Annotated in this window: 19 protein-coding genes and 1 pseudogene; 6 read left to right on the top strand and 14 right to left on the bottom strand. The window is 72.9% G+C overall.

From position 1 onward, the window contains the following. Window positions 1-9: 9 nt before the first annotated feature. Window positions 10-1,476 carry a sensor histidine kinase gene (locus VYL96_RS15045; protein ID WP_007631497.1) on the bottom strand — a complete coding sequence of 489 codons (1,467 nt, stop codon included), beginning with the start codon at window positions 1,474-1,476 and terminating at the stop codon, window positions 10-12. 86 nt (window positions 1,477-1,562) lie between these two features. Here VYL96_RS15045 and VYL96_RS15040 point away from each other — a divergent pair, with 86 nt between their 5' ends. Next, window positions 1,563-2,375, top strand: a complete 813-nt coding sequence (locus VYL96_RS15040; RefSeq protein WP_007631496.1) for a PaaI family thioesterase — start codon at window positions 1,563-1,565, stop codon at window positions 2,373-2,375. A gap of 66 nt (window positions 2,376-2,441) precedes the next feature. After that, window positions 2,442-3,005 carry an NADPH-dependent FMN reductase gene (locus VYL96_RS15035; protein ID WP_007631494.1) on the top strand — a complete coding sequence of 188 codons (564 nt, stop codon included), beginning with the start codon at window positions 2,442-2,444 and terminating at the stop codon, window positions 3,003-3,005. A gap of 79 nt (window positions 3,006-3,084) precedes the next feature. On the opposite strand, the gene tpx is transcribed toward VYL96_RS15035, so the two are convergent. Genes tpx through VYL96_RS15020 form a run of 3 tightly spaced genes read right to left on the bottom strand, consistent with a single transcriptional unit; the run spans window position 3,085 to window position 5,105 of the window. Continuing rightward, window positions 3,085-3,582 carry a thiol peroxidase gene (tpx, locus tag VYL96_RS15030; protein ID WP_007631493.1) on the bottom strand — a complete coding sequence of 166 codons (498 nt, stop codon included), beginning with the start codon at window positions 3,580-3,582 and terminating at the stop codon, window positions 3,085-3,087. Window positions 3,583-3,623: 41 nt separating this feature from the next. Further along, window positions 3,624-4,427: an adenylate/guanylate cyclase domain-containing protein gene (locus tag VYL96_RS15025; protein ID WP_007631492.1), complete on the bottom strand. Its 804-nt coding sequence runs from the start codon at window positions 4,425-4,427 to the stop codon at window positions 3,624-3,626. A 9-nt stretch (window positions 4,428-4,436) separates the two neighbouring features. Further along, a complete protein-coding gene (locus VYL96_RS15020) occupies window positions 4,437-5,105 on the bottom strand; it encodes a DNA-3-methyladenine glycosylase family protein (RefSeq protein ID WP_131885133.1) in 669 nt (222 codons plus the stop codon). A 112-nt stretch (window positions 5,106-5,217) separates the two neighbouring features. Between VYL96_RS15020 and VYL96_RS15015 the strand changes: the two genes are divergently transcribed. Next, complete coding sequence (locus tag VYL96_RS15015; protein WP_131885132.1) at window positions 5,218-5,850, top strand: YdcF family protein; 633 nt, start codon at window positions 5,218-5,220, stop codon at window positions 5,848-5,850. Between the two features lie 11 nt (window positions 5,851-5,861). Here VYL96_RS15015 and VYL96_RS15010 read toward each other — a convergent pair whose 3' ends face one another. The 3 genes and pseudogenes from VYL96_RS15010 to VYL96_RS15000 form a co-directional block, all read right to left on the bottom strand. Continuing rightward, a complete protein-coding gene (locus tag VYL96_RS15010) occupies window positions 5,862-6,425 on the bottom strand; it encodes a cysteine hydrolase family protein (RefSeq protein ID WP_329440288.1) in 564 nt (187 codons plus the stop codon). Window positions 6,426-6,449: 24 nt separating this feature from the next. Then, window positions 6,450-7,268 (bottom strand): annotated as a pseudogene (nadE, locus tag VYL96_RS15005) (ammonia-dependent NAD(+) synthetase); the annotation flags it as partial. 55 nt (window positions 7,269-7,323) lie between these two features. Then, window positions 7,324-8,682, bottom strand: coding sequence for an AMP-dependent synthetase/ligase (locus tag VYL96_RS15000; RefSeq protein WP_279432737.1), 1,359 nt, complete (start codon window positions 8,680-8,682; stop codon window positions 7,324-7,326). Between the two features lie 84 nt (window positions 8,683-8,766). On the opposite strand from VYL96_RS15000, the gene VYL96_RS14995 reads away from it, so the two are divergent. Continuing rightward, window positions 8,767-9,519 (top strand): helix-turn-helix transcriptional regulator, encoded by a 753-nt coding sequence (locus VYL96_RS14995; protein ID WP_007631480.1) that lies wholly within the window; start codon window positions 8,767-8,769, stop codon window positions 9,517-9,519. Here VYL96_RS14995 and VYL96_RS14990 read toward each other — a convergent pair. The 4 genes from VYL96_RS14990 to VYL96_RS14975 all read right to left on the bottom strand — a co-directional run bounded on the left by VYL96_RS14990 (window position 9,485) and on the right by VYL96_RS14975 (window position 13,746). After that, on the bottom strand, window positions 9,485-10,312 hold the full coding sequence (locus VYL96_RS14990; RefSeq protein WP_131885130.1) for an alpha/beta fold hydrolase: 828 nt from the start codon (window positions 10,310-10,312) through the stop codon (window positions 9,485-9,487). The genes VYL96_RS14995 and VYL96_RS14990 overlap by 35 nt on opposite strands. Before the next feature lie 1,429 nt (window positions 10,313-11,741). After that, window positions 11,742-12,359: a GNAT family N-acetyltransferase gene (locus tag VYL96_RS14985; RefSeq protein WP_061228564.1), complete on the bottom strand. Its 618-nt coding sequence runs from the start codon at window positions 12,357-12,359 to the stop codon at window positions 11,742-11,744. Further along, window positions 12,356-12,904 (bottom strand): DUF2599 domain-containing protein, encoded by a 549-nt coding sequence (locus tag VYL96_RS14980; RefSeq protein ID WP_061228563.1) that lies wholly within the window; start codon window positions 12,902-12,904, stop codon window positions 12,356-12,358. The genes VYL96_RS14985 and VYL96_RS14980 overlap by 4 nt, the downstream gene beginning before the upstream one ends. A 293-nt stretch (window positions 12,905-13,197) precedes the next feature. After that, window positions 13,198-13,746, bottom strand: coding sequence for a DUF1697 domain-containing protein (locus VYL96_RS14975; RefSeq protein WP_131885129.1), 549 nt, complete (start codon window positions 13,744-13,746; stop codon window positions 13,198-13,200). A gap of 47 nt (window positions 13,747-13,793) precedes the next feature. Between VYL96_RS14975 and VYL96_RS14970 the strand changes: the two genes are divergently transcribed. After that, window positions 13,794-14,234: an SRPBCC family protein gene (locus VYL96_RS14970; RefSeq protein ID WP_061228561.1), complete on the top strand. Its 441-nt coding sequence runs from the start codon at window positions 13,794-13,796 to the stop codon at window positions 14,232-14,234. Here the strand turns inward: VYL96_RS14970 and aroD are convergent. Then, a complete protein-coding gene (gene aroD / locus VYL96_RS14965) occupies window positions 14,225-15,142 on the bottom strand; it encodes a type I 3-dehydroquinate dehydratase (protein WP_131885128.1) in 918 nt (305 codons plus the stop codon). The two genes, VYL96_RS14970 and aroD, sit on opposite strands and share 10 nt — an antisense overlap. Window positions 15,143-15,180: 38 nt before the next feature. Then, window positions 15,181-15,663: a DUF4262 domain-containing protein gene (locus tag VYL96_RS14960; protein ID WP_061228559.1), complete on the bottom strand. Its 483-nt coding sequence runs from the start codon at window positions 15,661-15,663 to the stop codon at window positions 15,181-15,183. Window positions 15,664-15,854: 191 nt separating this feature from the next. Here VYL96_RS14960 and VYL96_RS14955 point away from each other — a divergent pair, with 191 nt between their 5' ends. Further along, the gene (locus VYL96_RS14955) at window positions 15,855-16,982 is read left to right on the top strand and encodes a patatin-like phospholipase family protein (RefSeq protein ID WP_131885127.1); all 1,128 of its coding nucleotides are present in this window, start codon (window positions 15,855-15,857) and stop codon (window positions 16,980-16,982) included. A gap of 21 nt (window positions 16,983-17,003) precedes the next feature. Here VYL96_RS14955 and VYL96_RS14950 read toward each other — a convergent pair whose 3' ends face one another. Further along, window positions 17,004-17,603: a DUF732 domain-containing protein gene (locus VYL96_RS14950; RefSeq protein WP_131885126.1), complete on the bottom strand. Its 600-nt coding sequence runs from the start codon at window positions 17,601-17,603 to the stop codon at window positions 17,004-17,006. Between the last annotated feature and the right edge of the window lie 160 nt (window positions 17,604-17,763).

Below are 17,763 nucleotides of genomic sequence, written 5' to 3'. Positions count from 1 at the left end.
GAAGTGAGCCTATCGGGTGGCCGGACGGCCCGGCTCGCCGTCCGGTTCGTCTCCCGGCTCGTCCAGCGGCTCGACCGGGAGCTCGACGACGAACCTCGCGCCGCCGCCGGGCGCGTCCTCCACCCATACCGATCCGCCGTGGGTCCGCGTGATTTCGGAGACGATCGCCAGGCCCAGTCCGGATCCGCCGGTGCCCCGCGCGCGGTCGGCGTCCAGGCGGGCGAAGCGATCGAACACCGACTCCCGCTGGTCGGGGGGAACACCCTCGCCGTCGTCGTCGACGATGATCACGGCGCGCGGGGCTCCGACGCCGGACCGGTCGACGGTGAGGCGCAGCGCCACGCGCTCGCGCGCGTGCCGCCGCGCGTTGTCGACGAGGTTGCGCACGACGCGCTGGAGGGCGTCGGGATCGCCCACCAGTCGCGCGGGCTCGACCGAGACTGCCACCTCGAGCCCGGCCGCGTCACCGGGCCCGGCGAGGCCGCGCAGGCGCGCGGCCTCCGACAGGACGACGTCGTCGAGGTCCACGTCGTCGCGCCGCAGCGGCATCCCGCGCTCGTCGCTCTTGGCGAGCAGGAGTAGGTCCTCGACCATCGCGCGCATCCGCTCCACCTCCGGCAGGAGCAGCTCGTCGACGGTCTCGACGTCCACCGGGGTGCCGGAGGTGGACGCCAGCTCGAGCATGGTGGACAGCGTGGACAGTGGGCTGCGCAGCTCGTGGGAGGCGTCGCCGACGAAGGCCACCTGGGCCGTGCGGGCCGCGTCGAGGCGGGCGAGCATCTCGTTCATGGTGCGGGCCAGACGCGCGATCTCGTCCTCGGCCTCGGGCACGGGCACCCGCTCGCCGCGGCCGGACACGGAGATCTCGGCGACGCGGGAGCGGATCGACTCGACGGGCCGCAGTACCCGGCCCATGGCGTAGTAGACGAACCCGGCGGTCGCGAGTCCGGCGACGGGCACGAACGACAGGAAGAGCACCGCGCCGGCGGCCAGGACGGTGTCGTACCGGTCGCTGTCGGTGCCCACGTCCACGGCCAGCGTCATCCCGCGCATGTCCACGCCGACGGACGTGACCCGCAGGTCGGTGCCGTCGGGGGCGTCGACCTGTCGACGGAGGAGCTCGCCGGGAGCCGGGACGGGCAGGGCGGGGACGGTCTCGAGCCCGCGAGTGACCTGGCCGGCCAGCACGCGGCCGTCGGGGGCGACGACCCGGACCAGGTCCACGCCGGACAGCGGTTCGGAGACCAGTTCGAGGGAGGCCTGCGGGCCGCGGGCGGCGAGCCTGGACGCCACGTCGACCGCGCGGTCGCGCGCCGCCGAGTCGATCGCGCCGTGCACCGCCGAGCGCAGCAGCAGCCAGGCACCGCCCGCCGCGAGGGCCAGCACCAGCATGACGATCGCGGTGGCGATCACCGTCGTGGCGACCCGGATGGGCCAGCGGCGGGGGGTCGTCAGGGCCTCGGGGGTCAGGGGCACGTCTCCATTGTGCGGTGCGCCGGGGACCCGGGAAGGGCGGGAACGCGGACCGGGGGCCTGACTAGAACACGTGTTAGCGTCGCCGGGTGAGAGAATCGCAGCACAACGGCCCCGAGCCCCGCCTGGGCCTGACGTTCACTGAGAACCCGGACGGCACGGTGAGCTGGCACCAGCCGGTCTCGGAGCAGTTCGTCGACCCGTCCGGCCGCTTCGCCACCGGCGGCCTGGCCGTGCTGGTGGATTCGGGGCTCGGCGCGGAGAACCACCGCCGCCGCCCCAGCGGGAAGTGGACCGTCACCACCGAACTGCGCCTGGATCTGATCGGCGCGCCGCGCGAGGGGTCGACCGGCCTGGGGATCCGCGCGGACCACCTGGGACACGACGGTCACTGCCTCACCACGCGCGGTGAGGTCGTCGACGACGACGGCGAGGTGATCGCCTCGGGACTGGTCAAGACCATGGAGTTCGCGGCGGGCGTGGACGCGGAGGGCTATGACGACGAGCCGCCGTGGCCGTCCGCGCTCGAGCCGGGGACGCTGGCCGAGGTGCTGTGTCTGACGCTGAGCGAGCGGGGCGACGGCCCGGGCGGCGGCCGCGTGGTGGAGGGCGTCGTCGCGCCGGAGCCGACGCTGGCCAACCCCCTGGGCAATCTGCACGGGGGCGTGTTCGCGGCGGCCGCGGAGGTCGTCGGCGCCGCGGTCTTCTCGCACGAGCGCGACGTCAGCTCCTCCTCGCTGGACGTGCGGTACGTGCGGCAGATCCCGCTGGTGCAGCCGGTGACGGTCCGCGCCGAGGTGCTGCACGACGGTCGGAGCTGGGGGATCTCGCAGGTCACGACGCGGGACGAGCGGGGCCGGGTGTGCGCGGTGGCGACGGTCACGGTCTACGGCCGCCGGTAAGTCGTTGTCACGTCACTCACGTAGGATGGACGGGTAAGAACCAGTCCGTACGACGAGAGGGGACGCATGAAGATCGGCATCATCCTGGGCAGCATCCGCGAGGAGCGGACCGGCAAGTCCGTGGCCGAGTGGGTCGCGCAGCAGGCCCGCGAACGACAGGACGCGACCTATGAGCTCGTCGATCTCAAGTCCTTCGACATCCCCCTGCTGACCTCGGCCACCGTGCCGGGCGCGGCGAACAAGCAGTACGAGGACGAGCGGGTCCAACGCTGGAGCTCGGCCATCGACTCCTACGACGCCTTCGTCTTTGTGACCCCCGAGTACAACCACAGCGTCCCCGGCGGTCTGAAGAACGCCTTCGACTCGCTCGGGAACGAGTGGGCCGACAAGCCCGTCGCGTTCGTCTCCTACGGTGCCGAGGGTGGTGTGCGCGCGGTCGAGCACTGGCGGCAGATAGTGGCCAACTTCCGCATGTTCGGCGTGCGTCAGCAGATCTCGCTGAGCCTGTTCACCGAGTTCGGCCCCGAGGGCGTCCGGCCCGCGAAGCGGCGCACCGAGGAGATCGCGACCCTGTTCGACCAGCTCGAGGAGGCCACGCGGCGATTCGCGCTGGTGGACGCGGGCGCCTGAGCGATCCCGCGCTGATGACAGACACGCGGCCCGCCCCCCGGGATACGGGGGCGGGCCGCGTCGCTTCGTCGGGGAGCCGTCAGTTCACGGCGGCGAGAGCGGAGTCGTAGTCCGGCTCGGTGGTGATCTCGTCGACGAGCTGGGTGTGGACGACCTTGCCCTCGGCGTCGACCACGACGACCGAGCGGGCGCACAGGCCGGCCATCGGGCCGTCGGTCATCTTGACGCCGTAGTCGGAGGCGAAGTCGCTACGGAACGTCGACCCCGCGGTGGCGTTCTCGATGTCCTCGGCGGCGCAGAAGCGCTTGTGCGCGAACGGCAGGTCGGCCGAGATGTTGACGACCACGGTGTCGTCCAGGCCGCTGGCCTTCTCGTGGAAGGTGCGTACCGACTGCGCGCACACGCCGGTGTCCACGCTCGGGAAGATGTTGAGGATGAGCTTCTTGCCGGCCAGCGACTCGGAGGTGACCGGGCCGAGGTCGGTGCCGACCAGCTCGAACGCCGGAGCGGTGGAGCCGACGGCCGGGAGCTCGCCGGAGGTCGTGACGGGATTGCCCTTAAATGCGGTGGTTGCCATGTGTCCGTTCTACCGGACGCCCCCGGCCGACGGGTGGCCGGTCAGCGCGGCGTCGCGACGTGGACGGCGATCTCCTCGGGCACGCCTTTGACCCCGCCCCACCGGAAACCGCGCTTGGGGCGCGTCGCGACCCGGGCCGGATCCAGTCCGGCGCGCGTGACCTCGCTGACGAGGATCTCCCCGGCGCCCGCCTTCTCCGCGAGCCGCGCGGCGATGTTCACGTCCATGCCCAGGTAGTCGCCGCCGATCCTGCGGGGCCGCCCGGTGTGCACGCCGACCCGCAGACGCGGGCGCCACCCGGCCACCTCGACCCCGGCCACCCCGTCGAGGCACGCCGCCACCGCGTCGAGCGCGAGCTGAGGCGACGGGAAGGCCGCCATGAGGCCGTCGCCGAGCCGCTTGACGACCACACCGCGGTGCCGCGTCACCTCCGGTTCGGTGGCCCGGGCGACGTCGCGCAGCAGGCGCAGCGCGTCCTCGTCGCCGGCCCGCATCGCCCAGTCGGAGAACCCGACGATGTCGGTGAACACGATCGTCACCTCGGCGCCGACCCCGGCGCGGCCGGTGCGTTCGCGCAGGACCTGCCACACCTGGAGCGCCCCGAGCGTCATCTCGCGGCTCGCGGTGGTCCGGTCGTCGAACAGTCGCCCGGCCAGCCGCGCGATCGTCCCGGCGCCGTCGCGGCCCGCGGCCGAGAGCGGGTCGCCGAACCCCGAGTCCCCCGGTAGTGCCCGACGTGCGCGACGCATCCACTCGACCGAGGCGGGGTCGGAGTTGACCTCCCGCGCCCTCGCCGCGGCGCGGGCCGCCGCCGCCCGCGTCCGCTCCCAGTACAGGTTCGCCATGCGCCGAGCCTAGGACGCCGCCGTGGGTGCGGGCACCGCCTCGCCGGTCTGGTCCACCGCGCGCCACAGGTACCAGGAGGCCACGGACCGGTACGGGGCCCACCGCCGCGCCCGTTCGAGCATGAGGTCGGGGGAGGCCTTCTCGTCGAGGCCCAGCACCCGCTCGAAGCCGCGCCGGACCCCGACATCCGCCACGGGGAAGACGTCGGGTCTGTCCAACAGGAAGATCAACTGCATCTCCGCGGTCCACCGGCCGATCCCGCGGACGGTCGTCAGGGAGGCGATGACCTCGTCGTCGTCGTACTCCCTCAACGCGGCGAGGGACGGGACCCGACCGGTGCCCACCGCATCGGCGAGATCCCGCAGGGCGGCCACCTTGGGCCGCGAGATGCCGCACGCCCGCAGCTCCTCGTCCGACAGGGCGGCCACCCGGACGGGGTCGAGCTGACCGGCGCTCGTGGCGCGCTCACGAAGCCGCCCGGCGATCGTCGCGGCGGCCTTGACCGACAGCTGCTGGGAGAGAATCGACGAGGCCAGACGGTCGAACAGCGTGTGCGGCCCCGCATCCGGGGTGGGGGTGAGCGTGCACGGTCCCACCACGGCGATGTGCGCACCGAGCTCCGGATCCGCCTCGTGGAGGTACCGCGCGGCCGTTACTCTGTCGTATCCTTCCGGCATGCCGTGCAGGGTAGGCGGCGACTCCGTGACCGCCCCGTGCTATGGGTAACGGCCGCCCCGTGATCGGCGATAACCATTCGGTCACGACACTGCTTGGGAGAGGAACGTTCTCGTGCGTAGAACACACACGCGTCTCGCCGCGATCGCGGCCGCCGGCGCGCTGGCGCTCGGAGCCGGGGCCGGCACCGCATCCGCCGGATCGGCCGAGATGCCCACACCGGTCGCGCTGTACAGCGGGCTGACGTCGCTCGGCTGCCAGCAGGTCGACGCCTCGCTGCTGCCGCTGTGTGGCGACTTCGAGGTGCTCACCTCCGATGACCCGGCGATGCTCACCATCAACCCCTTCACGACCGACATCGTGATCCTGGGCGCCGGCCTCTTCCCCGACGGCGGCATCCGCCCCGTGCTCGAGGAGCGGCTGCGCACCGGCTACCGGCTGGCTCAGGAGTACCCGACGGCCCGCATCATCGTCACCGGCGGCGTGCCGCAGAACGGACGCACCGAGGCGCGCGCGATGGGCGACTGGCTCCGCGGCGCCGGCATCTCGCCGCTGCGGATCACCGAGGAGGGCAACTCCAACTCCACGGTGCAGAACGCCCAGTTCACCGACCGGATCTTCCGTGACCGCGGCACCACCGGCGCGGTCGTGGTGACGACCGGCGACCACGTCAAGCGCGCGGTGCTCAACTTCCGGCAGGCCGTGGGCGGGCGCATCCCCGTCACCGGCGTCGTCGCGCGGGGCTGACCGGCCCGGCGCTAGTCGGCGTCGGGCTCCGGCCACGCGCCGGTCCGCAGCAGCTCCAGGCTCGCCTGCTGGTCGACGATCGGCTGGCGCATCTGTTCGGCGCAGAAGTCGAGTAGCGCCTCGGACAGCTCCGAGTTGTCCGACGAGATCGCGCCACTGGCGATCGCGACGTGCAGGTTCTCGGCGAACCCGTCGATCGCGGTCTGCGCCACGCAGCTGTGCGTCGACACCCCGCACACCAGCAGGTGGTCCACGCCCAGGTGCGCGAGCCGCGCCTTGAGGTCGGTGCGGAAGAAGGCGCTGTCGCGGGTCTTCACCACCTCGATGTGGTTCCCGGTGACCAGCTCGTCGAGGAACTGCGCCTGCTCGGTGCCGGGGTAGGCGAAGCCCTGGCCGTCCTCGCACATGTTGAGGGTCCACGTGGACCCGTCCCGGGCGTGCTCGGTGCGCACCAGCACCACGGGCCGGCCGGCCTCGTGGGCGGCCTCGATGAGTTCGTTGATCGACGCGACCAGCTCGTCGCGCACGGAGGCGAGGTCGGGGAACTCGAAGTACGAGTTCTGCATGTCGATCACCACGAGCGCGGTCTGCTCGCCCGGACGCCACCAGGTGTCGGACACCTCCACCGGGGTGGTGCGCTTGTGGCGGTTGCGGTGCCACACCGACTCGATGGTCTCGGCGATCTGCTCGGGCACGTCGCGGCCCTCGAGGTAGTCGTCGATGTCGTCGTAGCGCAGGCCCAGCTCGTCCTCGTCGGTCTGCCCCTCGTTCTCGTCGAGCAGGTCGGCGGTGGGCACCTTGTTCCACAGCTGCTCGGGCGCGCCGAGGTGGCGCAGCAGGGCGCGCCCCTGCCGCTTGTTCAGGCCCGACAGCGGGAGGACGTCGGCGGCGCCGTCGCCGAACTTGGTGAAGAAGCCGGTGACGTTCTCGGCGGCGTGGTCGGCGCCGATCACGAGCAGCCCGCGGTCCCCGGCGAGGGCGTACTGGGCGACCATCCGGTGGCGGGCCTTGGCGTTGCCCTTGGTGAAGTCCGTCAGCTCTGCGCCGGTGGCCCGGGCGATCTCGCCGTTGAGCGCATCGACGCCGGGCGCCACGTTGACGGTGACGGCCTCGTCGGCGTCGACGAACTCCACGGCCGCCACGGCGTCGGCCTCGTCGTGCTGCACGCGGTAAGGCAGGCGCATCCCGACGAACACCGCGTCCCCGCCCTCCGCGCGGATCCGCTCCACCGCGAGCTGGGCCAGGCGACCGGCCAGCGTCGAGTCGACCCCGCCGGACAGGCCCAGGACGTACCCCTTGGCGCCGCTCGCCCGCAGGTAGTCCACGAGGAACCGCACCCGACGGTCGACCTCGGCGGCCGGGTCGATCTCGGGCTTCACCCCGAGGTGGTCGATGATCGTCCTCTGAAGTTCACGCATGGCCCCATTGTGTGGATGCGCCGCGGCGGCGCGCCACCGGAGGCCGGAGCCGCGTTCAGGCGAAGAGTTGCTCGATCTCCGCCGCGTAGAGATCGTCGACCACCCGGCGTCGCAGCTTCATCGTGGGTGTGAGCTCGTGCCCGGGGCGCCAGTCCTGCCGCAGCACCGTGTACTTCTTGATCTGTTCGACCCGCGACAGCGTGGCGTTGGCGCGATCGATCTGCACCCGGATCGCCTCCTCGAGTTGCGGGTCGCCCGCCCGCTGCGGGTCCGCCACGATCAGGGCGACATTGTAGGGGCGCTGATCGCCGATCACGGCCACGTGGGAGATCGCGTTGCCCGCCGAGCGGATGGCCATCTCGATGTTGGCCGGGGACATGTTCTTGCCGGCCGCGTTGATGATCAGATCCTTCTTGCGGTCGACGATCCACAGGTAGCCGTCCTCGTCGAGTCGGCCGATATCGCCCGTGTGAAGCCACCCGTCGCCGTCGATCGCCTCGGCGGTCTTCTCCGGCGCACCGCGGTACCCCCGCATGACCTGCGGGCCGCGCACCGCCACCTCGCCGTCCTCGGCGATCCGGACCTCGACGGTGTCGAGCGGCTTTCCGACGCTCCCGAGCTTGATGGCGTCCGGGGTGTTGGTGGCCACGCAGCACGAGACCTCGGACATCCCCAGCATCTCGCAGAGCGGGAGGCCGAGGGCGGTGAAGAACTCCAGGACACCACGAGGGGTCGGGGCCGCCCCGGTCACGACCCACCGGGCCTCGTCGAGTCCGATCTTGGCCCGCAAGGCCTCGGCTACCTGCGGGTTCGCGACGGAGTCGGCCACCGCGTCACCCGGGTAACCCGCCTCGAGTGCGGCCTTGAGCTTCTCCCACACCCGCGGGACGGCGCCGAACAGGGTCGGGCGCGTGGCCACGAGCGCGGCCGGCAGCTCCGCCATGTCGGCCACGCACGTCACCGTGTTGGCGTAGGCCATGAAGCCGGAGTAGTGCGAGGTCCAGCGATCGGCCACGTGGGCCGCGGGCAGGAACGAGATCTGGCGCCCGTGTCCCGGCAGCGGGACCGCGTGATGGACTCCGCGAAGCTGCGTGAGCATGCCCTCGTGGGTGAGCTCGACGCCCTTCTGCGGCCCCGTGGTGCCGGAGGTGTAGATGAGCGTCAGCAGGTCGTCGGGGCGGATCGCCTCGGCGCAGGAGAAGTCGAAAGCGGTCTCCTCGGCGGCCAACTCGCGCAGCAGGTCGTCGTGGTCGTCCGGGCTCTCGTCCACCAGGACGAGCCGCTCCACCGCCGGGGCGGACCCCCGTGCAGCCCCGAGGACCCCGACGAACGCCGACTCGGTCACGATGGTCTTCACACCGGCGTCCGCCAGGACGTAGGCACATTCTCGCCGGGTTCGTGATCGCGGTGACACCCCCGGAGGTCGTGGAAGATCACCCGAACGGGTGCCGGACCCGGCGGGCCGGGCCGGGAACACACGCTGCCGTAGCCTGGGCTGATGCACGACGATCCGTCCCTCGACTACCGGGACCTCCTGGCCCGGCTCGCGGATGTCGTCTACGCCGTCGACACCGACGGCAGGTTCACCTACATCAACCCCGCCGGCGAGCGGATCTTCGGCTGGGACCTCGCGGATCTGATCGGCGAACACTTCTCCAAGGTCATCGACCCCGACGCCCTCGCGGAGACCGTCGAGCACTTCCGACTGGGGATGGCCAGCGCCGACCCTGGGCGCTACTTCGAGACGCGGATCCTGCAGCCGGACGGCCAGGTCCGCGACCTGGAGATCCACGCCGGGAACATCTACCGCGGCGGCCGGCTGGTCGGCCGGCAGGGCGTCGGCCGGGACATGACCGAGCTGCGCCGGCTCCAGGCCAACCTGGCCACCAAGACCAGGCGCCTGGAACTTCTCGAGGAGCAGCAGCGCGCCGCGCTCGAGGTCTACCGGCGCCTCAACCTCATGGTCGGCCGCGCCGGCGGTGACCCGGGCCGGACGGAACAGGCGCTCGACGCCGTGGAGAGCTCGCTCCAGCTCGAGACGGCGCGCGTGATGGGGTTGCAGGACGACCTCGAGATCATCGCCCTGATCGCCGACGGCTACTCCAACCAGGAGATCTCCGACCGTGTCCACCTGAGCGTGCACACGGTCAAGGACCGCGTCAGCCGCATCATCACCAGGCTCGGCGCCCGCAGCCGCGCCGCGGTGGCCACCCGCGCTACCGAGTCGGGGCTGCTCCGCTCTCGCCGGTGAGAGCCCCGATGAAGTCCGACACCGCCCGCGGCCACTCCTCGACCTCCGCCGGGGAGCGGGCGACCTCGAGCCGGGCGTCCGGCAGCAGCTCCAGCAGGTGCTCGGCCACCTCGAGCGGGTGGGAGGCGTCCTGCGGCCACGCCAGCAGCAGCACCGGCATCCGCAGCCGCCCGATCTGCTCCTCCGGCGGGAGATCGGTCGCGGCCGCGCCCCGGAACGCAGCGGGCAGCCACTCGTCGCGCACGTCGGGGGCGGTGGGCGGCCGGTCGGGATCGATCGCCGGCGAGGTCGGCGGCGTCCTCGTCAGCTCAGACCACCGCGCGCCGCCCCACCGGGCCACCTGCCGCGCGGCGAGGTCGTACAGGCGGGACTGCTCACGCCGCCACCCCCACACCGTCGGCGGGATGCCCAGCGTGAGAGAGGCGAACCGGTCCGGCTCGGCGGCCGCGGCGGTGAGGAGCGTGGCCGAGCCCATCGACTGGCCCACCCCGTGCACGCGCTCGCCCGGGAACTCCTCGTCGAGCAACGCCAGCAGGTCGCGGGCCAGCGCGGGCCACGTGTAGTCGTCGGGATCTGTGGTGCCGGGCGACTCGCCGTGTCCGCGGGCGTCGTAGCGGACCACCTGCAGACCGTCGCGGCCCGCCGTGAGATCGAGCCCGAACACCTCGTCGCGGCGCCGGCTCGAGCTGAGCCCGTGCAGTTGCACCACCGGAAGGCCGGTGCCCCTGCGGTCCCGGGCCAGCGCGTGTCCGTCCCCGCCGGGCGGGGTGTCCGCCCGTCTCGTCGTCGTCACACTTCGCGCCTTTCCCCGTAACACGGCGGCCCTACCGTGCGGGCCATGAGGCTCACCACGGTAACCCGGATGGAGCTGCCGGACGGCGTCGTCCACCGGTATGTGACGAAGATCAGTCCAGCTCAGGACGCCGATCTGCCGCCGTCGTTCGACCAGGCGCGGCACGCCTCGCTCGGGCCGCGCGCGGGGTCGTGGATGGCGCTGGCGTTCACCCTGCCGCCGGCGGCCGACCGCGACCTGGTGGCCCGCGCGTGGCTGGGGGTCATCGAGCGGCACGGGACCCTGCGCACGGTGCTCGAGGGCGGGGGTCGCCGCGGCCGGGACGGGGCCGGGCACGGCGTGGGCCACGGGAGAGGTGACGACGACGAGGTCGACGACGAGCTCCGCCTGCGGCCGGTGACCGTGCAGCCGCTCGGCTGGCGGGCCCTGCGGACGGGGCCGGGTGAGGACCCGCGGGCCGTGGTCCGGCGGGTCTTCGACGAGGCGTGCAGTCCGTTCGCCCGGCCGGCGCACGCGCTGTGCCTGGTGCAGCCACGGGATCGGCGGGAGCGTCCGGTGGTGGTCATCGGGTTCGACCACAGTCACGTCGACGCGTGGTCGCTGCTGGTGGTGATGCGCGACTTCTGCTCCGGCCTGCACGATCTGGCCCGCGGTCTCGAGCCGGGCGCGGGCCTCCCGCCGGCGGCGCCGTTCTCCGAGCACACCGCCGAGCTGGCGGCCCGACCGCCGGCGCCGGCCCGGGCGCACAGGAAGTGGGCGGCGATCATGGATCGCGGCGCCGGCGGGATGCCGGTCTTCCCGCTGGACCTGGGCGACATCTCGGTGCCCCGCGAGCAGGTGGTCGAGGTGCGCGACGTGCTCGACCCGAACGGGGTGGCCGCGCTGGAGGCGGCGGCCACGGCGGGCGGGGTTCGGATGATCGCGCTGGCCGTGGCCGAGATGACCGCGGTGCTGCGCCGCCGCGCCGGGGTCGGGCTGCGGGCGGTGCTGCCGGTCCACTCGCGCCACGATCCGGACCGGCCGCACCGCTGGGTCGACTCGGTGGGCTGGTTCATCACCAACTCGATCATCGAATGCGACGACCCCGACCCGGCGGCCTGTGCGGCGGCGGTGCGCGAGGCTATCGAGCTGGGCTCGCACGCGCTCGCGCCGATCCTCGCCCCGTACGGCGGGATGCCGCAGACGCCGGGCATGTTCGCGGTCTCGTGGCTCGACCATCGGCGCCTGCCGATCGACGTGGACCTGGACCTGCGCCCGCAGCACGTGTCGGCGGTGATCCGCACCGACGGGGTGATGGTGTGGTTCGTGGTCAACGGATCGGGTCTGCACGTGCGCTGCCGCTACCCGGACACGCCCGCCGCGCGGGCCTCGGTGGGCGGGTGGCTCGACGAGTTGTGCGCCGGGTTGGTGCGCCGCGCCCTCGGAGCCCTCAGCCCGGCGGGGGCCGGTGCCCCGGGGGCCCCTGGTGACCCGGGGATCGGTGACCCGGACGCGCTGTCGGGGGCGCCGCCGGGTCCGGGCCGAGGTCGGCCTGCATCCAGGTCACGTCCAGCCACCGCCCGTGCTTGAACCCGATCCGCTCCAGCCGCCCCGCCTCCCGGAACCCCAGCGCCCGGTGCATCCCGACGCTGGGCTCGTTGGGCAGGGTGATGATCGCGAGCATCCGCCGGAAGCCCAGCCCCTCGAGCCGGGTGAACAATTCGCGGTAGAGCGCCCGGCCCAGCCCGTTGCCGCGGGCGTCGGGGTCCACGTAGACGCTCACCTCGCAGGACCAGGCGTACGCGGCGCGCTCCTTGACCGGCCCGGCGTAGGCGTAACCGGCGATGCGCCCGTCGAGCTCGGCGACCAGCCAGTCGTAGCGGTCGAGCGCCCGCGAGATCCGCGCGGCGAACTCGTCGACGGTCGGCACCTCGTCCTCGAACGTCACGGTCGTCTCGCGCACGTACGGCGCGTAGACGTCCCGGCATCCGGCGGCGTCGCCGATCGTGGCCGGACGGATCACCGGCCCGTTCTCCGACCTGCTCGCACTTCCCGTTGACCTGCTCATACCTCCGGCCCTCCCGGGTTGCATCCCTCGGCCAGCATCCGCTCCGGCGAGACGACCGGCCGCCACGGCTCGACGTTCCACGTGGGCTTGTCTGGCTCGAGCAGACGCGCCCACGTCCAGTGGCAGTCGAACTGCTCCCACATGCCCGGGGTGTCCGCGTCGGGGGCGAGCCGCAGCACCTCCTGCCAGGCGGCCTCGGCGTCGCCCTCGGCCCACGCGCGGCGCCCCGAGTCGGTCGGTGCGACCTCGAGGGTGGCGCCGTAGTCGGAGTCCGCCCAGGTCGCGGCGGCGATGAACGGCGGTGCGGGCGGGGTCGGCGGCGACCGCCGGGCGGACGAGGTGGGTCCTGGGGCCGACGGCGAGGTGGCCGGCGACGACGTGCCCGGAGTCGGCGACGACGAGGAGTTTCCTGGCGAGGTCGGCGTCGCGTCGGTCGCGGTCGCCGGCCCGGCGGGATCGTCGGGGTCGGCCGCACACCCGCCGGTGAGAGCGATCGCCAGGAGCGCCGCGAAGGCGGTGGCTCGGAGGGGCGGTCGGTGGCGCATCGCACGCAGTCTGCCACGAGGGAGGGGTTGCGCCCGAGTGTGACGGCAGAGGATCCTGGGGACAGAGGGAGCCCGGCGACGGCGGAGAGCCCGCACGCCGCCCTCTGCAAGAGAAGGAGCGTGACAGATGCCCCCGTTCGACCTCTCCCAGCTCCAGGCCATGTGGGATGGAATCTTCCCCGCGATCTTCGGGCCCCTGGCAGCCGTGGTCGACACCATCGGTGCGTCGGTCCAGGGCCCCTGATCTTCTGACGGCACGGCCCTCGGCCCGGGGCGGTTCAGCCCAGGACGACTCAGCCCAGGGCGAGGATCTTGCGCAGCGTCCTGATGTTGCGCATGGTCAGATGCCGCCCGTGTGACCTCCCGCTGGTCACCTTGGCGGCGGGCGAGCTCAGCGTGAGCCCTCTGGGCACCCGCCAGTAGACGCACACCGATCCGGCCGCGACCTCCTCGGTGCCCTCGGCGGCCATCGCAGCGCGCATCGCCCCGGCGACGGCCACGGTGACGTCCGGGTCGTCGCAGAAGATCAGGTAGTCGTGATGGTCGTCGAGGGTGGCGAACGGGTACGCCGCGACCGCGTCCTCGACGGCGCCGCGCGTGAGGACCTGGACCACCGCGTCGTAGCCGAAGCGGTCGGCGTAGGCCGCCTCCAGCGCCGCACGTAGCTCTGCCTCGGGGCGAGGGTCGGTGACGACCACGTTGCCGGTGGCCAGCACCGTCTTCACGTCCGCGCAGCCGGCGGCTTCGGTGCACTCCCGCAGGTCCGCCATGGCGATCCGCGCGGCCTTTCCCACGTTGATCCCCCGCAGGAGGGCGATCTTGCGATCGGTGGCGGCGTTCATGGATCGATCGTCCCACCGTATTCGCGCGTGAGGGTAACTTCTCGGCCATGGCAGTGTCAGTGCAGTCCGTGACGACCATCGAGGCCGGGATCCCCGAGATCATGGCCGTCCTGGCCGACGTGGAGTCCCTCGTCGACTGGTCGGAGGCGCACCGCGCCGTGGAGGTCCGCGAGGCCGACGACGAGGGCTGGCCCATCGTGGTGTGGGAGAAGATCTCCCAGTACGGCATGACCGAGGAGATGGTCGTCCGCTACGAGTGGTACGACGGCGAGGTGAGCTGGACCCTCGAATCCGGGACCAACCAGAAGATGCAGAACGCGCGGTACTCACTCACCGACAACGGCGACGGGACCACCCGGGTCGTGTTCGACCTCGAGGTGGAGCTCAAGGCCAAGCTGCCGGGCATGGTCGTCAAGAAGGCCCAGAAGCACATCGCCGACGTGGCCACGGCCGGCCTGCGCGAGGAGGTCCTGCGCCGCTACGGCTGACCCGCACCCGGGTGCAGCAGGCCGAGAGCCGCGCGCACCCCGGCCGCGGGCAGCTGGCCCGGCGCCGAGGCCTCGCCCACGGTGGCGAACGTCGCGGCCGAGCCGAACGCACCGCCGCCGATCCGCGTGACCGCGCCCGGCGCCCCCATCGACATGGTGATCAGCGGGATCTCCGCCTCGCGATAGCGACGCTCGGTGGCGGCCAGCAGCGTCACCACGTCGGCCGCCGAGCGCGGCATCACGGCGATCTTGGCCACGTCCGCGCCCGCCTCCTCCATGGCGGCCAGGCGCGCGACGATCTCCTCGACAGGCGGGGTCGCGTCGAAGTCGTGGTTGGACGCCACCACGGCGACACCGTGGTCGTGCGCGGCGGCGATCGCCCGCGCCGCGAGTGGGTGCCGGTACTCCACGTCGACAGCCGCGGCGAGGCCGCTCGCCGCGAGCGTGTCGACGAGCCGCACGTAGAGCTCGTCGGACAGGGGCGCGCCGCCGCCCTCGGCGGTGGTGCGGAACGTCGCGAGGATCGGGGTGTCCGGCAGCGCGGCGGCCAGGGCGCCGAGGGCGGCCACCACCGGGACGGGATCGAACCCGCTCCCGGCGGCGTCGCGACCTCCCGCGGCGTCCGCCCCGACGGTGGCGGTGAACGACTCGTAGAGGTCCACCCGCCACTCGATCAGGTCGAACGGCCGGGCGGCGCCCGCGGGGTCTTGGTCGTCCTCCGCCTCGTACGCCCGGATGTCCGCCACGCCGTCCTCGCCGGCTCCGGCGTCAACGCCGACTCCGACGGCCCCGGCGCGGGCGCGCGCGAGTGCCTCGGCCTGTCGGCCGAGCTCGGAGCGGTCGCGCGCGGTGACCGGCACGATGATCGACGGCGAGTTCGCGTCCAGGTGCAGCGGAGTGCGGGGCATCCCTAGACCCTACGACGACCCGCGGGTAGCCTCGGCTGTCAGTCGCACACCTCGCACGGGCAGGGCCGACGCGCGGGGATCAGCTCGAGCGCGGAGAGGCCGCCGGTCCCGGCGGTGCGGTAGTAGCGCGCGGCCAGCACCAGCGTGCGCGACGGGCGCCGCACCGGCACGAGTTCCCAGGTCGGCCCGCCGGAGCCCTCGCACAGCAGGTGCCCGGCGTCGAAGACCTCCCCGGACAGGACGGTGTCACCCCACCGGGAGAGCAGTCCGGCGGTCTCCCGGGCGCTCAGCCCGCGGACCATCAGTTCCGGGTGCCCGACGCCTGTCAACCCGATCGTGTAGCCGAACCTCTGGTCCGGTGGTAGTGGCGCGGCCGTGCACTCCCCGCAGTCACACCCCTCGCCGATGTGGATGACGTGCATCCCGTGACGGTCGATGGCCGAGGCGATCCCGAGCATGGTCGGATCGATCGTCGCGGCGAGGCCGGAGCGGGAGGTGAGCGGGATGGCGGTGCGGGACATGGCTTCTCCTGATGGTGAGTCGTCCGGACTGTGGGTCCGATATCGAACAGGTGCTCGATACGGTGCAGACGGTAGATCGCGCCTACGACACGAACGGGTGACGATGAGGCCAGTGGCCGGCACGCGCCCGGTGCACACTGGTCACGACCGCGCGGGGATCGCGCGCGGAGACTGGGCAGGAGGGGGCGCTGATGAGAGTGGCGTTGGCACTGGGATCCGGCGGGGCACGCGGGTACACGCACATCGGGGTGATCCGCGAGCTCGAGGCACGTGGGCACGAGGTCGTCGGCGTCTCCGGCGCGTCGATGGGCGCGATCGTGGGCGCGCTCTACGCGGCCGGGAGGCTCGACGACTTCGAGGACTGGGTGTGCGGGCTGACGCAGCGTGACGTCCTGCGGCTGCTCGACGTGTCCTTCGCCGGCGGCGGGGCCATCCGGGCCAACAAGATCATGGGCGTGATCGGCGCGATGCTCGACGACGTCCGCATCGAGGACCTGGCGATCCCGTTCACCGCCGTCGCCACCGACCTTCGGGCCCGGCGCGAGGTGTGGTTCACCCGCGGGCCAGCCGACGTCGCCGTCCGGGCGTCGTTCGCCATCCCCAGCGTGATCACCCCGGCGCTCGTGGGCGGGCGGCTCATCATCGACGGCGGCGTCACCAACCCGGTCCCGCTGGAACCGCTCGCGCCGGTGAGCAGCGACCTGTTGCTGGCCGTGTCGCTGACGGGCCGCCGGACCGGGATCCGGGGGTCGACGTTCGAGGAGAGCTCGGACCCCGATGAGGCGACGCCCGACGCGGAGCCGCGGATCGCCCGCAGGGGCCCCGGCGGCGGGGCGAGGCCGGCGGGACGGCTGACCGGCCGGATCCGCACCGCGGCGGCGGACGTCCGCGACGCCGACCTGATCCGGCTCATCGCCGCCCGTTTCGGTCAGGACCCCGAACCCGATCCGACCGTCGCCGCCGTCGACGGGGTGGACGCCGGTGCGACCGTCACCGCTTCCGACGGCTCGGTCGGTGCGAAGACGCCGCGGCAGCTCTCCCACGAGGTCGAGGAGGCCGTGGAGCACGGCGAGGAGGAGGTGGCCGATGGCGACGAGGAGTCGCTTCCCGGTTCGCTGCGCATCTTCGACGTGGTCACGCACTCCATCGAGGCGATGGAGAGCATCGTGACGGCCTACCGCCTCGCGGGCAACCGCCCGGACGTGCTGGTCGAGGTGCCCTCCGACGCGTGTTCGACCTTCGACTTCCACCGGGCAGACGAGCTCATCGCTCTCGGGCGACGGTTGACCGCGGAGGAACTCGACCGGGCCGGCGTCTGAGACAGGGCCGGGTCTCCCGCGTCAGGCGCCGCCCCCGGCCTCTCCGGCCTCGCCGCCCCCGTCCCCGTCACCCTCGCCGACCTGCGGCAGGTGGTGCGAGCAGAACGCCTTGACCGCCGCCGTGACCACGACGGGCGCCTCGGTGACCGGGGCGTCGGGGTGGGCGTCGTTGTACTGCCGGAGCACGTCGACGTAGCCGGTTCCGGCGTCGAGCGAGGCGCATGCGTCGCGGCCGCGGGCGAGATAGTCCTGCTTGTTCCCGGCGTCCACGCCCACCCGCCCGATGTCGCGCAGGAACTCCTCGTCCGGGTTCCCCGACCCGCCCTCGCCGCCCGTGGAGTCCTCGGGCTGTGGTTGGTCGCCGGTCGTGGCGTCGGGGTCGCCCTCGCCGTCGTCGCGCGTGGCGTCACCCACCGCGCTCGTGGCCTCGGCGGCGGCGGACCCCACCGCGCTGGTGGCCTCGCCGACCGCCTGCTCGGCGCTGCCCTCCTCGCCGCAGGCGCCGAGCGCCAACGCCAGGGCGGCGAGGCCCGACGCGGCGGCGACGGCGCGGGGACGGGAGGGGCCGGAACGGGCGGCGCGGGAGCGGGTGGGGCGAGCGGATCGGGATGCGGTGAACACTCGGGTCCTCCTCCGGAGACGGTGTGCGCACGCGGTGGTGTGCGCAGAATCGGTGTGCGCGAACGGCCCTCGAGGCCGACGTGCCCGAGAGGCTACGGGCCCGCGCGGGGGCGGGTGGCCCGGATCGCCCGATCGTCCGTGAGTGGTGTCGCAATCGAGA

Source organism: Dietzia maris (assembly GCF_036287335.1).
GTDB lineage: Bacteria > Actinomycetota > Actinomycetes > Mycobacteriales > Mycobacteriaceae > Dietzia > Dietzia cinnamea.
The sequence above is the reverse complement of the archived record's forward strand: the minus strand, read 5'-3'. Positions and strand labels throughout refer to the sequence as shown.